Here is a 13758-nt window from a genome sequence, read left to right as displayed (position 1 = left end):
CATGCAGTTTCTCCGAAATCGGATGGGGGCCACTGGACTCCACCACCGCGTGCCGAGCCGTCGTGACCCTCAGGAGGGGACGGACGCGAAGCTGACGCGGTTGCGGCCGGCTTCCTTCGCCTCGTACACGGCGCTGTCGGCGGCCTGGAGCAGGCCGTCGAGATCATCGGCGTGCCGCGGGAAGGTGGCTACTCCGATGGACGCGGTGCGGCCGCTGATGGTTGCCTGGGCGCCCCGTTTGTCCGTGGTGGGGATCCGCAGCCCGGCGATGGTGGTCCGGACCCGTTCGGCGGCGAGTTCGGCGGCGGCGGTGTCGGCGTCGGGCAGGAGCAGCAGGAACTCCTCTCCACCGAACCGGCCCACGACGTCGGCGGGCCGGGTCACACTGGACAGGGCGCTCGCGACCGCCGCCAGCACGTCGTCACCCGCGGGATGCCCGAACGTGTCGTTGATCCACTTGAAGTGGTCCAGATCCACCATCAGCACGGCGAGCGTGCTACCCGCCCTGCGGATGCGGTTCAACGCGCGGTCGGCGGACTCCGTCCAGCCGCGCATGTTCAGCAACCCGGTCTTCGGGTCGGTCACCACGGCGTCCTGGAGTTGGTCGATCTCCGCGAGCCGGTTGAACACCACCGTCACCACCGCCATGATGGCGACGGCCGGCGGCATGACCACCACCAGCACGGCGGTGACGGCGCCGAGCCCGGTGGTGATGGCCTCGAGGAGGTTGTCGGCCTTGCTGCCGAGCACGGTGCGCACGGTCGGCGACGTCGAGCCCAGGGCGAGGATGCCGCCGACGTAGACGATCTGCACCGCCTCGTACACCGCCGCGGTCACCAGCACCAGCCCGAACTCCCGCAACGACCCGCCAGCCGTCATCGTGGACCAGTCCTGCGGAGACATCGCGGTGTAGCTGAGGTTCGCCAACGCCGCCGCGAGCCCGTGGGCGACGGAAGAGTAGACGAAATTGTGCGCCGGGCGCCGCGCGGTGAACCAGCGCTGGACCCGGATGAGCGCCACCAGCAGCACCGCGAGCGTCGCGGGCAGCACGAGCGTCGCGGGGAAGACCCACACGGCCGTGAGGTCGATGAGGACGGTCTTCGTGCGATTGCGCCGGCGCTCTTCCTGACGACGCGTGAGCTGGATGTGCGCGCTGGCCCCCGCAGCGAGGATGGCGAACTCGAGCCAGTCGGAGCCGTCGGGCGTGGGGGCCCGGAGGAAGGCCACCGCGAAGCCCACGACCGCCAGGACTTCCATCGTGAGCAAGAACACGACGAAGCGACGGGGCCTCGTCCACAGGGCCCAGTTCCGCGGGAGAAGCGACTGGCGGCGGTCGGTCGATTGCGTTCGGCCGCCACGGGTGTGAGGCTGCGCTGCGCGGTTCACGGCGTACGTGCCCGGGAGTTCGGACGTAACGATTTCTGGCGATGGCCGATCCTGTGGAATGAGCGGCACTCGCCAGTCCTCTCGCGTGTGTCGGTCAGGTGGACGGTGGGTTCCGAGCCGGCCCGGTTGTGGTGACCGGTCCGACTCGGTCCGCTACGAAACAGCACATCGACGGTGATCGGTATCATCGCACTGCACCGGAATTTCGTGTAGGCGAGCCTGCTTGCCGGTAGTGTCGGTCGTTGCCGTGTGTTGTTCGGTACGCGTTTTCGCCGTCCGCACGAACTCGGACGCGAGCGGAGGTGTTCTCCCTTGTCTGACCGCGACTTCTGACCTAGAACTGACACATCGACGACCGCGACACCCTGGGGAGGTGCCTCGTGTCCGACCGCGACTTCTGATTTCTCGGTACTCGTTCGACATTCGTCCGACTCCGGTTCGACACCGCTTCGACGTTGTCGACCATGACGTCGGTTCCGCTGGAGGGAGGGGATTATCGTGACCGATCGCGACTTCTGAGTGACCGAGGCACTGTCGTCGCCGGTAACGGATGAACGTGCACCGTGAGGGGCCGTGACACGAGATGTCGCGCTCTGACGGTCATGGTTCGCATCATCGATTCCTTTGTCCACGACGGCATTGCCGGTATGCCGGCGGAGTCCGCTGAGAGTGCTGGGGGCAGCGCTGGGGGACGATGCCGGGCAACCTGGTGTTGAGGGAAGGCGTAGTTCCTTCCTTGACGAGTAACCTTTTCAGCCGGCTTCACGCAGTGATGGCACCGGCACAATCAGGTGGTCGTCGTGACGGTGCTGACCGCCGTGATCGCCTTTTCGGCGCGCCGAGCCCCTCGTGTCAGCCGGTCTTCTGCACGCGCGCCCAGGAGAGTGCGACGGGGATGGTCAGCACCACTCCGGCCACACCCGCGAGAGCGATCGCGATGGTCGCGGAACCGACCAGGTCCGCGACCACACCGCCTAGCGCGACTCCGAGGCCCTGTGCCACTCGCAACCCGGTGCGGTAGACGCCGCCCGCGCCCCCACGCTTGTCGTTGGGCACCCACGTGATGAACGTGGCGCCCACGGTGATGATGTAGGCGCCGGCGGCTCCCGCGAGCATCAGCAGCAGCAGTGCGAACGGCAACGTCGGTGTGGCGGCGAAACCGATGAGGACGGCCGCCGCGAGCGTGGCCAGCACGCCCATCACCCGCTTGCGGTTCTCGACCGAGACGTAACGCGACAGCACGAACGTGCCGAGGATGAAGCCCACCGGGTCGGCGGCGAGCAACCAGCCGACGGCTTGTTCGGAGGCGCCGATCTGTTCGGCGAGCGGAGCGGCCAGGCCCTCGGGGATGACGGCCAGACCGACCAGCCAGGACAGAGCGAGCAGCACCCGCAGACGCCGCTGTCCCCACACCCAGCGCACGGCGCTGAACCAGCCGTCGCTCGGATCGCCCGCCGCGGGCCGCTGCCGCACCCAGATCTGCACGAGGAACGCGGCGACGAGGAACGTGAACGCGTCGATGGCCAGTGCCCACGAGGCACCGAACGACGTCACCAGCAGCCCGCCCCCGGCGAGTCCGATGAGCATGGCGATGTTGCTCGTGATGCCCCGGAGGTCCTGACTTCGGAGGTAGAGCTCGTCGTCGGCGAAGACCTCGCGCGTGAGCGCGTTCTGCGCGGCGTTGGCCGGCGCGCCGGCGAGGCGGGCGAGGACGACGAGGACACACAGAGGGGCCAGCGGCATCCCGGGGATGGCCATGGCGCCCACGAACACGGCCTGGATGACGGCGGAGGCGACCAACACCGTCTTGCGCGGCAACCGGTCGGCGATCTGGGACAGCCCGAGGCCGCCCGCGAGGGCGGGCAGGAAGGTGAGCGCGTACACCCCGGCGGCCCACAGCGCCGATCCCGTGCGGCTGTAGACGACGATGGACAGCGCCACCGTGGTGAGGTGGTCGCCGAGGACCGACTGCGCCTCCGCGATCCACAGGGCTCGGAACTCGCGGTTGCGGAGCGCGTCGGTCATCCGCGCCGCGGTCGTGGTAGCTACCAACCTGGTCACCTGTGCCGAATCGGTTACGTATTGCGACGTCGGCGCCCACGTTAGTTTTGATCTACCAGGTGTGGAGCCGATCGTCGGACGTTACCCGGATCGGACTAACGCCGTCGCCGTGCGTGTTGCCCGTGGTCCGGGTGGGCCGGGCAGCAGTGATGAGTCCCCCTGAACGCCGGGCTGTATCCCGCGGCCGATCGTCGACCACTCGTTCGGCGCAGTCGGAACACCGTTCGCCGCGAGGACCTGCGGTGTTCCCGTCGCCCGGGCCGAGACTGACGGTGAGAGACCGGCCGTGGACAGTGCCGGTGGAACGACGCACACGCCGCGTTCGCGGTTGGGGAGACGAGCGGACATGAACGGACAACTGGACGGCAAGGCCGTCGTCGTGACCGGAGCCGGTCGCGGACTGGGGGAAGCCTTCGCGACACACGCCGCCCAGGCAGGCGCGTGCGTGGTGGTGAACGACGTCGACGCGGACCTGGCGGAGCGGACGACGGCGAACATCACGGCCCACGGTGGCCGGGCCGTCGCGAGCGGGCACAACGTCGCCGACGCGGACCAGGCGGCCGCGCTGGTGGACCTCTGCGTCGCGGAGTTCGGGACCGTGGACGGGCTCGTGAACAACGCGGGACTCAACTACGAGGCCGTGTCGTGGCGCGACGACCCCGACGACGTGCGCGCCCTCATCGAGACCAACGTGCTCGGCGTGATCTACGTGGGCACCGCCGCCGCGCGGGTGATGGTGGACGGTGGCCGCGGCGGGTCCATCGTCAACATCTCGTCGGGGGCGTCGCTGGGGCAGCGCAAGCTCGCCGCGTACTCCGCCAGCAAGGGAGCCGTGGCGTCGCTGACGTACTCGTGGGCGCTCGACATGGAGGAGGTCGGTATCCGGGTCAACGCGGTGTGCCCGCTGGCGCACACGCGCATGGTGTGGACCTCGGAGCGGTCTCTGCGGAACTGCCCGCCGGAACGCACGCCCGCGAGGATCGCGCCGCTGGTGCTCTTCCTGCTCTCCGACGACGCACACGGCATCACGGGCCAGTTGATCCGGTGCAACGGCCCGGAGTTGCACATCATGGGACAGCCCTACGTGAAGCAGCCCGTGCTGCACCGCCAGGTGTGGGACAGCGCGAGCGTGCGACGCGCGTTCACGGAGGTGTTCGCCGCGCACCTCGAACCGTACGGGTTGGAGAAGCGGGTGCCGCCGACCCTGCGCGAGTGGACCGGCGTCGCGGCGCCAGGGGCGTCGTGGCCCCGGCGCAGCGCCTGAGGGGGAGTCGGCTCAGGGCGTGTACAACGCGGCGATGTCCGCGTCGTGGCGGCTGGTGATCACTCGGCGCTTGAGCTTCAACGTCGGTGTCACCTCACCGCTCTCGGGTGTCCAGGGCCGGGTCAGCACGTGGTAGCGCTTCACCTGTTCCACTCTGGCCAGCCGCTCGTTCGCCGCTTCCACGGCCCGGTCGATCTCGGCTCGCACGGCGGGGTGAGCGCCGAGTTCCTCCAGGTCGTTCGCCTCGATCCCCCGGGTGGCCGCCCACGCGGGGGCCATCTCGTCGTCGAGCACCACGAGTGCGGTGACGTACGGCCGGTCGTCCCCGATCGCGATCGCCTGTCCGATCAGCGGGTGCTCCTTGAGCAGGCCCTCGATCCTGGTGGGTGCGATGTTCTTGCCACCCGCGGTGACGATGAGTTCCTTCTTGCGGTCGGTGATCGTGACGAACCCCTCGTCGTCCACCGTGCCGATGTCGCCGGTGGCGAACCAGCCGTCGGCGTCCGTGGCCGGGGTGATGGTGCCGTCCGCCTGGAGGTAGCCGAGGAACACGATCGGCCCCCGCACGAGCAGCTCGCCGTCGTCGGCCACCGCGACCTCCACGTCGGCGACGGGCTTGCCGACGGTACCGGCCTTGAAGGCCTTCGCGTGGTTGCTCGTCGCGGCGCCGGTGGTCTCCGACAGGCCCCACACCTCGTGCACCTCGACGCCGAGCCCCGCGGCGAAGTACAGCACTTCCAGCGGGAGTGCGGCCGCGCCGCTGGACGCGAACGCGAGGTGGTCGAGACCGAGCATGGCGCGGATGGGCGCGAGCACGGTGCGATCGGTCTCGGCGATGCGGTCGGCCAGGTCGGGCGGTACGTCCGCGCCCGCGCTGCGCAGCCGGTACCCCTCCTGGAGGAGGCTGCTGGCGGCGAGCAGGGCCTCCCGCCGGTCCTCGGGCACGCCGGCGAGCATGGTCTTGAGTCCGGCGACCATCTTCTCCCACACGCGCGGGACACCGAAGAATCCCTGCGGACGGACGCGGGCGAGCGCTCCCGCGATCCCGGCCGGGTCGGCGAGCGTGTGCACGTGCCCGGCCCGGACGACCGGCATGTAGAGGGACAACTCGCGCTCGGCGATGTGCGCGAGCGGGAGGTAGGAGATGTTCGACAGGTGCGGCGGCGCCTCGTGCAGGGTGTGCAGGGCGATCGCCTCGTGGATGGCGTTGCGGTGCGACAGCACCACACCCTTGGGCACGCCCGTGGTGCCCGACGTGTAGATCATCGACAGCGGATCGTCGGGTTTGACGGCGTCGGTGAGGGCCTCGAAGGTCTGCGGCGAGGACCGGTGCAGTGCGGCCCCGCGGTCACGCAGTGCGGTGTACGGGAGGAAGCGTGCGTCGCCGTCGGGTACGGCATCGGCGTCGAACACGACGACCTGCCGCACGCTCGGCAGGTCGTCCAGGACCGGCCGCCACCGGGCGAGCTCGTCGGAGCCGGCGATGACGGCGATCGGCGCGGAGCTGTGGTCGACGACGTAACGGAGCTGCTCACTGCTCAGGGTCGAGTAGGCCGTGCACGGGATCGCGCCGAGGTTGGCGGCGGCGAGGTCGGTGACGATGTGCTCGGGACGGCTCGCCGACATGATCATGAGTCGTTGTCCCGCACGAAGGCCGAGGTCGGCCAGTCCCCGGGCGACCGCGGCGACCTCGTCGCGCACCTGCGCCCAGGTCAACGTGGTGGCGTCGGGGTCGTCCAGGGACGTCAACGCGGGCAGGTCGCCGAACTCGGCGGCGTTGCGACGAAGAAGCTTGGCGATGGTCTGGCCCTCCACCTGGGCCGCGACGGATTGCTGAGTGGTCAACGCTGTCCTCCTCATTCTCCGTGAACGGACCAGCTTATGTAATGCGCATCACTTTTCGGGAGGGGTGATCACGACCTGGCCGTGTCGCTCGGGGTCGGCGGGTACTGCTGGACCGTGACTACGGATGCGCGCCAGGCTCGGACGGCGACGCGGCTGCTGCGGGTGGCCGGTCGGACCTACGCCGACGAGGCGGGGATCACGCTCACCGACACACCGTCGGCGCTGTACCGGCTGCTGGTCCTGTCGGTGCTGCTGTCGGCTCGGATCAAGGCCGACATCGCGGTCGCGGCGGCGCGGGAGCTCTTCGCCGCAGGCTGCCGGACGCCGCGCGGCATGCTCGACGCGTCGTGGCAGGACCGGGTGGACGCGCTCGGGCGCGGCCACTACGTGCGTTACGACGAGAGCACGGCCACCACCCTGGGCAAGGGCGCACAGTCGATCGACGACGAATACCGCTCGGACCTGCGCCGGATGGCGAGGCGAGCCGATGGAGACGTCTCGACGTTGCGCACGCTGCTGCGGGACGTGCCCGGCATCGGAGCCGTGGGTGCCGACATCTTCTGCCGCGAGGTACAGGCCGTGTGGCCGTGGGTTCGGCCGTATCTCGACGGCAAGGCGAGGAAAGGCGCCGAACGGGTCGGTCTGCCCGGAGACGCCGAGGCGCTGGCCGCCCTCGTGAGTGATGAGGACCTCGCGCGGTTCTCCGCGGGGCTCGTGCGGGTGAGTCTGGACGCCGGTCTGGCCGAGGAGGTCGCCGACTGAGACCCGGGCGCGCGCGTCTACTGTGCAGGGTCCGATCGGACTCGCTCAGGTGGTGCGGTCGCCGCAGACGAGGACGATGCTGTAGCCGTCGTCGTGCCGGTGCATGGCCACGTAGTCGCACACCTGGTGCACGATCCACAGCCCCATCCCGCCGTCGGCGGGGTGCCGCGGCGCGGGAGTCAGCCCCGCGAACGGGTCGGTCGGGCCGCCACCGGCGTCGGTGACGGTGGCCACCGCGCGGCCGGGCTCCGACCACAGGTGCAGCCACATCGGCGCCTTGCCGTGGTGCAGGGCGTTGGTCACCGACTCGCTGACGGCGAGCACGAACTCGCCGGTTCGCATCCTGTCGAGGCCTGCGAGTTCACTGACGCGGTTCGCCGCCGCGCGGGCCTGTTCCGGGTACGGCCCCTGCAGCGCGAGTGTCGGAGTGTGGGACGGCAGGTCCCCCTCGGCCGGGTCGAACGCGTGCGTCTCCAGGAACGTGAGCGGCTCGGCGAACGCGGCGCTGGGTGCGTGCCGTCCTCCGGGCAGTGCCAGCCACGGATGGGTGCGGACCACGTCGTCGAGCACCGGGCGGGGTGTGGTCCGGGCGTCGTAGGTGCACAGGGACCACAGCGGCAAGCCCTCGTAGAGGTGGTTGACCGCGGCCTCGTAGCGGGCCCACGGCCCCCAGGGCGTGGTCCGGCCGGGGTCGACGAGTTCGCCGACGAAGCGGACCTGCGCCGCTCCCTGGGCGCGAAGGTGGCCCAGCTGCTCCCGGCACTGCTTCACCGCCGTCGCCGGGTTGGCGTAGACGTCCGCCTGGTCGAGGAAGGTGATCCCTCCGGCGTCCGGTGACGCGTCGCGGAGCAACGCCGCCTTGCGTGGCGGTAGGCAGGCGAGGAGGGGCTGTCCGGCCTCGATGCCCTGCTGGACGAACGGCAGCACCGTCGACAGGAACTCGTCGTCGGAGCGATGAACCGCTGCTTGGTGAAGGTGACCGTGTGGTTCTCCTGGCACGTTCGACCTCATCCCGGCGGGATCCCGCTCCGCACACGGCGCATCATAGGCGCGTCCCCCGGGTGCGGCCACCGGCGTTGCCGTCGAGGTCTGTCCTGGCCCACTGTGGATCGGCCTGGGGTCGTGCCGCGATCGGTGGGGGCCACTGCGGGACCACGGCGATGAACGGCGCGCCGAATGGTGTGATTCAGCTTACGATTGGTCGAGTCGTCCGAGGTGGGAGCTGGGGTAGCGGGGTAGGGGAGGGACGTCGTGAGCGGCGAGGGTGACCTGGTCGCCGGGCGGTACCGACTGCAGGATCGAGTGGGCCGCGGCGGCATGGGTGTCGTGTGGCGGGCCCACGACGAGCGCCTCGATCGGGTGGTCGCCGTCAAGCAGCTGCGCGCCGACGTGGCGGGTGACGGGAAGCCCGAGACCGTGCTGGCGCGCGCTCTGCGAGAAGGCCGCGTCGCGGCCCGGTTGCGCCATCCCCACGCGGTCACCGTGCACGACGTGGTCGTCGACCAGGACACGCCCTTCCTCGTCATGGAGTTCCTTCCTTCGCGGAGTCTGGCCGCACTCGTCGCCGACCGGGGGCCGCTGCCTCCCCGCGCGGTCGCCGCGATCGGGGCACAGGTGGCCTCGGCGCTCGCGGCGGCGCATGCGGAGGGCATCGTGCACTGCGACGTCAAGCCCGGCAACGTGCTCGTCACCGACGACGGGATCGCCAAGATCGCCGATTTCGGCATCTCGCGGGCCGAGGGTGTGGGGCCGGTCGCCGATCGGGGCCTCATCGCCGGAACACCTGCCTACCTGTCACCGGAGGTCGCCGACGGCGGCCGCGGTGAGGCGGCGTCGGACGTCTTCTCGCTCGGTGCGACGTTGTGCCTTGCGGTCGAAGGTATTCCCCCGTTCGGGGCCAGGGGAAACACGATCGCCTTGCTCGTGCGCATCGCGCACGCGGCACCCGAGCCGCTGCGACGGGCCGGGCCGTTGGGCGACCCGCTGCTGGCGATGCTGCGCCGGGAGCCGGCCGAGCGTCCGAGCATGCGACAGGTCCACCACCTGCTCAACGCCGTGGCCACGGGGCAGCCCGCGACCGTGCCGAGTCCGACGGCGGGCACGCGTCCGCTTCCCGGCGGGGTGGCGAAGCGCGCATCGCGACGTGTCGCGGCCACCGGACTCGTCGCGGCCGTGCTCGTGGCGGTGGGCATGCTCGGCATGCTGGGCGTGATGTTGGGCTCGGCGCTCGGGGCCGACCGGACGCGCAGTGGTGCGGTCGCGCTTCCCGCGCCTTCCGGCTGCGTGGCGGAGCTGCGGGTGCTCCGCCGCTGGGCCGGTGGGTACGAGGGCGAGGTCGTCGTCCGGCCGGGTAGCGGCGGCGTGGTCGGGTGGACGACGCGCTGGTCGCTGCCGCGCGGTCACGAGGTCACCGACGTCTGGAACGGCACCGCCGCTCGGGAGGGCGACGAGTTGCGCGTGCGCGACGCGGGATGGAACGCCGCGGTGCGTGAGGGGGAGACCGCGGTGTTCGGTTTCGTGGCTCAGACCTCGCCGGACGCCGACCCCGTGGAGGGCACCGGCATCCCGCTCGCCTGCCTCGCGGGCTGATCCGCACGCTCCACACGCGGCAGCACGCGGTCGAGGTGGTAGTGCAGGACCGCCGTCGCCTCCTGCTCACTGCGCTGCCCGACGAGCAGGCTCGTGCCGAGCCCGTGCGTGAGCGTCACCAGGCGGGCGGCCTCGATCGCCGGATCGGTGTCGGCGACGAGCTCTCCCCGCTGCTGTGCCGTGCGCAGTGTCTCGGTGAGGTGCCGCTCCAGCCGGTCGGGGCCCGCGACGAACGGGAGACGCGCGAGCTCGGGGTCAGTCATCGCGAGGACCGCGTAGGAGGTCCACACCAGGTGGAACACGCGGCTGGGCTCGTCGGTCGGGAGGGCTTCGGCGAGGAACTGCTCAACGTGGTCGCGGGTCGACGGGGCGGAGGGAAGCGCGGTCAGCCGGGCGTTCCAGCGCTCGTGACTGCGTCGTTCGAGGTCCTCCAGCACCGCGTGCAGCAGGTCGGCCTTCGTGTCGAAATAGTACTGGACGAGGCGCAGTGACACGCCCGCCTCGGCGGCGACCGCGCGCATCGTCACGGCGGCCAGCCCCTCACGGCCGGCAACGCGGAGGAGGGCGTCGATGATCCGGGCTCGGCGTTCAGCGTGGTCGACTCGCTTGGGCATCGCACTCCCTTTTTATGGTACAAGTGTATCTGATACTGCTGTATCATGAACGGGGTCGCCGATGCTCGTCCTGCTGGCGTGCGTGGGGCAGTTCCTTGTGGTGCTCGACGTCTCGATCGTCAACGTGGCCCTGCCCTCGATGGACGCGGCACTGAACCTCGGTCCGGCCGGCACGCAGTGGGTGGTCAACGCCTACGTCCTGCTGTTCGCGGGGTTGCTGCTGGTGGGCGGTCGCCTGGCCGACCTCGTCGGAGTGCGCCGGGTCCTGCTCACGGGCCTCGCGCTCGTCGCGGGCGCGAGCCTGCTCGGGGGCACGGCGACCGACGCCGCGACGCTGATCGTCGCCCGTGCCGGTCAGGGGCTGGGCGCGGCGTTGCTCGCCCCCGCCACGATGACGTTGCTCACGACGACCGTGCCCGAGGGGACTCGCCGTCACCGCGCGCTCGCGGTCTGGACCGCCGTCGGCCTCACGGGCGGCACCCTGGGCAACCTCCTGGGCGGCGTGATCACCGAGTACCTGACCTGGCGATGGGTCCTGTTCGTCAACGTTCCGCTCGCGGTGGTGGCCGGGCTGCTGGCCGTGCGGGCACCCGGCACCGACGGCGTGACGCGGCGACGCTCCGTCGATCTGCCCGGGGCCGTGCTCGCCACCGTCGGGCTGGTGTCCCTCACGTTCGGCGTCGTCACGGCCGGCACTCACGGTTGGCGCGCGCCCACGACCTGGGCTGCGCTGATCCTGGCCGCAGCGGTGTTCGCCGCGTTCGTGGTCGTCGAGTGGCGGTGGGCGCCGGTTCCCCTGCTACCACCAAGCCTGTTCCGGATTCGCTCGGTCGCCAGGGGCAACGTGGTCCTGCTGCTGGCGGGGGCCTGCCTGAACCCGATGTGGTACTTCCTGACGTTCGCGATGCAGGGCGTGCTCGGTCTCGGCCCGCTGGCCACGGGCTTCGGCTTCCTGCCGCACACGGTGCTCACGATCGTCGTGGGTGTCTGGCTCACGCCACGGCTGATGCGCGCCGTCGCACACCGCACGCTGGTGGTGGCCGGTGCCGTCGTCGCCGCCGCGGGATTCGTCTGGCAGAGCGGGCTCACCGCCGACACCGGATATCCGGCGGGCTTCCTCGGCCCCGCGATCCTCATCGCACTCGGGGGTGGACTGCTGAACACACCGGCCACCGTTCTCGCGACGAGCGGGGTCGACCCGCGGGACGCGGGTGCGGCGTCGGGCCTGCTCAACACGGCTAAGCAGGTCGGTGCGGCGGTGGGGCTGGCTGTCCTCGTCACGGTGGTGCGGCCCGACGCCGGGAGCCGGGACGCGGACGCCCTCGCCGACACGTACGGACTCGCGTTCCTGGCCCTGGCGCTCGTGTCCGCGACGACAGCGGTCGCCGCCCTCCTGCTTCCGCGCTCCGGTGAGATCCCGCGTGTCGGGACGTCGCCATCGGGCGTAGCCAGTGATCAGCCTGGGTAGCCGACCTGGGTGAGTGAGACCGGAAAGGACCGTCCCGACACCTGCCCGCCGTCCGAACCACCGGAAAGCAAGGTCGACGAGAAGTTCCCGACCGTGGTCCTGGGGTTGATGTGCGACCCCGGGCTGCCGACCGAGACGGCTCGCTGGCTCGTCGACGACCTGGAGCGCGACCTGTCCGAGCGCGTGAGTGACCAGGTGCGCTGGGAGGTGCGGCTGGAGACGGGGCCGCTGCGCCTCGACGACGACGGCCGCGTACCGCTCGTGCTCCTCGCGCGGGAGCTACGGCCGCGGCTGGGGTGGGACCTCATCGTGTGTGTCACGGACCTGCCTCGACAGTTGAGCAGCACGCCGGTCGTGGCGGACATCAGCGTGTGCCACGGCATCGCGCTCGCCTCGTTGCCCGCGCTCGGCGTCGTCGGACTCCGCCGACGGTTCCGGGACACCCTGCTCTACCTCGCCGGTGAACTCGGTCACGGCCTCGTCGGCGGGAAAGCCGGCCGGGAGCGCCATCGCGCGGGCGGGAAGTGGGCACCGGTCACCTGGGTCGACAACCCCGATGCCGAGATCGAGGAGAGCCTCGCCCTGGTGGGCTGGCGCGGACGGCTCCGGCTGCTCGCGGGCATGATCCGGGACAACAAGCCGTGGCGTCTGGTGCCCGAGTTGTCCACGGCGCTCGCCGCCGGGTTCGCCGCCGCGGCATTCGGCATCTTCTACAGCAGTATCTGGACCTTGGCCGACGCGTTGAGCAACCGCCGCCTCCTCCTCATCAGCATGCTCGCCGTGGGCGCGATGGTCGCGTGGCTCATCGTCTACAACCGCTTGTGGGAGCGTTCGCCCACGTCGAAGACGAAGGCGCGGCTCTACAACACGGCCTCGGTGCTGTCGTTGACCTTCGGCGTCACGTCGGCGTATCTGGTGCTGTTCGCGGTGACGTTCGCCGGTGCGTTCACAGTCATCGAGAGCGGGTATCTGGCGAGTTCGCTGGGGCATCCCGTGGGCATCGGCGACTACCTGACGCTGTCGTGGTTGGCGGCGTCCATGGGGACGTTCGCGGGCGCGCTGGGGTCGAGCCTGGAAAGCGAGGAAGCGGTGTACCGTGCCGCCTACAGCAGGCGGGAGCGGGCACGTCGACAGCGTTCCCGCGAGCTGCGGGAGGCGGAGGAGGCCCGCGAGTCGGATGGGGAGTGACGCGGACGACGCGGCGCGCTGGAACGCCCGCTACGCCGGGCATCCGCCCACCTTCGAACCACACCCGCTTGTGTCCGAGGCTCTGGCGGCGGGACCGCCGGACGGGCCGGTGCTCGAACTCGCCTGTGGCCGGTCGGGCAGCGCTCTGGCGCTGGCCCGGCACGGGTACCGGGTGCTCGCGGTCGACGTGTCCGACGTCGCGCTGCACCAGCTCCGGGCCGAAGCCCGTCGGCGTGGGCTCGCCGCCCGCGTGTGGTGTGTGCAGGCGGACCTGCGCACCTTCGTCCCGGCGCGCGGGGCGTTCGCGTTGGTGCTGGCCACGCTGTTCTGGGACCCCGGCGCCTACCGCCTCGCCCGGCAGGCCGTGGCGCCGGGAGGACTGCTCGCCTGGGAGGCGCTCGCGCTGACCGAGGACGGCCGCACCCGGTACAGGGCGCGGCCGGGAGAGCTCACCGCCGCCTTGGACGAGAGCTGGGACGTGCTGTCGCGGGATCTCGACCGGGCAGAGGCCGGACCGGAACGCCGGACCACCCGGGTGCTCGCGCGGGCGCGGTCGTCGGTGCGGTCGCCGGGCCGGTGAC

At 70.9% G+C, this 13758-nt stretch carries 11 protein-coding genes; 6 read left to right on the top strand and 5 right to left on the bottom strand.

Annotated elements, in window-relative coordinates; all coding sequences use genetic code 11:
- Window positions 1-69: 69 nt before the first annotated feature.
- Together SACAZDRAFT_RS07860 and SACAZDRAFT_RS07855 are read right to left on the bottom strand one after the other, a co-directional pair.
- Window positions 70-1257, bottom strand: coding sequence for a GGDEF domain-containing protein (locus SACAZDRAFT_RS07860; RefSeq protein ID WP_005440382.1), 1188 nt, complete (start codon window positions 1255-1257; stop codon window positions 70-72).
- A gap of 981 nt (window positions 1258-2238) precedes the next feature.
- Window positions 2239-3411: an MFS transporter gene (locus SACAZDRAFT_RS07855; RefSeq protein ID WP_005440381.1), complete on the bottom strand. Its 1173-nt coding sequence runs from the start codon at window positions 3409-3411 to the stop codon at window positions 2239-2241.
- A gap of 382 nt (window positions 3412-3793) precedes the next feature.
- Here SACAZDRAFT_RS07855 and SACAZDRAFT_RS07850 point away from each other — a divergent pair, with 382 nt between their 5' ends.
- On the top strand, window positions 3794-4711 hold the full coding sequence (locus SACAZDRAFT_RS07850; protein WP_005440380.1) for an SDR family NAD(P)-dependent oxidoreductase: 918 nt from the start codon (window positions 3794-3796) through the stop codon (window positions 4709-4711).
- A 12-nt stretch (window positions 4712-4723) separates the two neighbouring features.
- Here SACAZDRAFT_RS07850 and SACAZDRAFT_RS07845 read toward each other — a convergent pair whose 3' ends face one another.
- Window positions 4724-6556, bottom strand: coding sequence for an AMP-dependent synthetase/ligase (locus tag SACAZDRAFT_RS07845; RefSeq protein ID WP_005440379.1), 1833 nt, complete (start codon window positions 6554-6556; stop codon window positions 4724-4726).
- Between the two features lie 114 nt (window positions 6557-6670).
- On the opposite strand from SACAZDRAFT_RS07845, the gene SACAZDRAFT_RS07840 reads away from it, so the two are divergent.
- The gene (locus tag SACAZDRAFT_RS07840; RefSeq protein ID WP_176662477.1) at window positions 6671-7318 is read left to right on the top strand and encodes an endonuclease; all 648 of its coding nucleotides are present in this window, start codon (window positions 6671-6673) and stop codon (window positions 7316-7318) included.
- Window positions 7319-7363: 45 nt separating this feature from the next.
- Here the strand turns inward: SACAZDRAFT_RS07840 and SACAZDRAFT_RS07835 are convergent, their stop codons facing one another.
- Window positions 7364-8317 (bottom strand): sensor histidine kinase, encoded by a 954-nt coding sequence (locus SACAZDRAFT_RS07835; RefSeq protein WP_232286385.1) that lies wholly within the window; start codon window positions 8315-8317, stop codon window positions 7364-7366.
- 252 nt (window positions 8318-8569) lie between these two features.
- Here SACAZDRAFT_RS07835 and SACAZDRAFT_RS07830 point away from each other — a divergent pair, with 252 nt between their 5' ends.
- Window positions 8570-9907 carry a protein kinase domain-containing protein gene (locus tag SACAZDRAFT_RS07830; RefSeq protein ID WP_005440376.1) on the top strand — a complete coding sequence of 446 codons (1338 nt, stop codon included), beginning with the start codon at window positions 8570-8572 and terminating at the stop codon, window positions 9905-9907.
- On the opposite strand, the gene SACAZDRAFT_RS07825 is transcribed toward SACAZDRAFT_RS07830, so the two are convergent.
- Complete coding sequence (locus tag SACAZDRAFT_RS07825) at window positions 9841-10521, bottom strand: TetR/AcrR family transcriptional regulator (protein WP_005440375.1); 681 nt, start codon at window positions 10519-10521, stop codon at window positions 9841-9843. The genes SACAZDRAFT_RS07830 and SACAZDRAFT_RS07825 overlap by 67 nt on opposite strands.
- 61 nt (window positions 10522-10582) lie before the next feature.
- Between SACAZDRAFT_RS07825 and SACAZDRAFT_RS07820 the strand changes: the two genes are divergently transcribed.
- The 3 genes from SACAZDRAFT_RS07820 to SACAZDRAFT_RS07810 are packed head-to-tail and all read left to right on the top strand — an operon-like array spanning window position 10583 to window position 13757.
- A complete protein-coding gene (locus SACAZDRAFT_RS07820; RefSeq protein ID WP_005440374.1) occupies window positions 10583-11989 on the top strand; it encodes an MFS transporter in 1407 nt (468 codons plus the stop codon).
- 9 nt (window positions 11990-11998) lie between these two features.
- On the top strand, window positions 11999-13177 hold the full coding sequence (locus tag SACAZDRAFT_RS07815) for a hypothetical protein (protein WP_005440372.1): 1179 nt from the start codon (window positions 11999-12001) through the stop codon (window positions 13175-13177).
- Complete coding sequence (locus SACAZDRAFT_RS07810) at window positions 13167-13757, top strand: class I SAM-dependent methyltransferase (protein WP_005440370.1); 591 nt, start codon at window positions 13167-13169, stop codon at window positions 13755-13757. The genes SACAZDRAFT_RS07815 and SACAZDRAFT_RS07810 overlap by 11 nt, the downstream gene beginning before the upstream one ends.
- Window position 13758 lies beyond the last annotated feature (1 nt).

The sequence above is a fragment of the Saccharomonospora azurea NA-128 genome (assembly GCF_000231055.2).
GTDB lineage: Bacteria > Actinomycetota > Actinomycetes > Mycobacteriales > Pseudonocardiaceae > Saccharomonospora > Saccharomonospora azurea.
Note: the sequence above shows the minus strand (reverse complement) of the source record. Positions and strands in the feature narration are given on the sequence as shown.

Bases quoted from the DNA above. Each gene is read 5' to 3' on its own strand.
- SACAZDRAFT_RS07810 (WP_005440370.1), top strand. From the start codon at position 13,167: ATGGGGAGTGACGCGGACGACGCGGCGCGCTGGAACGCCCGCTACGCC.
- SACAZDRAFT_RS07860 (WP_005440382.1), bottom strand. From the start codon at position 1,257: ATGGAAGTCCTGGCGGTCGTGGGCTTCGCGGTGGCCTTCCTCCGGGCC.
- SACAZDRAFT_RS07825 (WP_005440375.1), bottom strand. From the start codon at position 10,521: ATGCCCAAGCGAGTCGACCACGCTGAACGCCGAGCCCGGATCATCGAC.
- SACAZDRAFT_RS07850 (WP_005440380.1), top strand. From the start codon at position 3,794: ATGAACGGACAACTGGACGGCAAGGCCGTCGTCGTGACCGGAGCCGGT.
- SACAZDRAFT_RS07855 (WP_005440381.1), bottom strand. From the start codon at position 3,411: ATGACCGACGCGCTCCGCAACCGCGAGTTCCGAGCCCTGTGGATCGCG.
- SACAZDRAFT_RS07820 (WP_005440374.1), top strand. From the start codon at position 10,583: ATGCTCGTCCTGCTGGCGTGCGTGGGGCAGTTCCTTGTGGTGCTCGAC.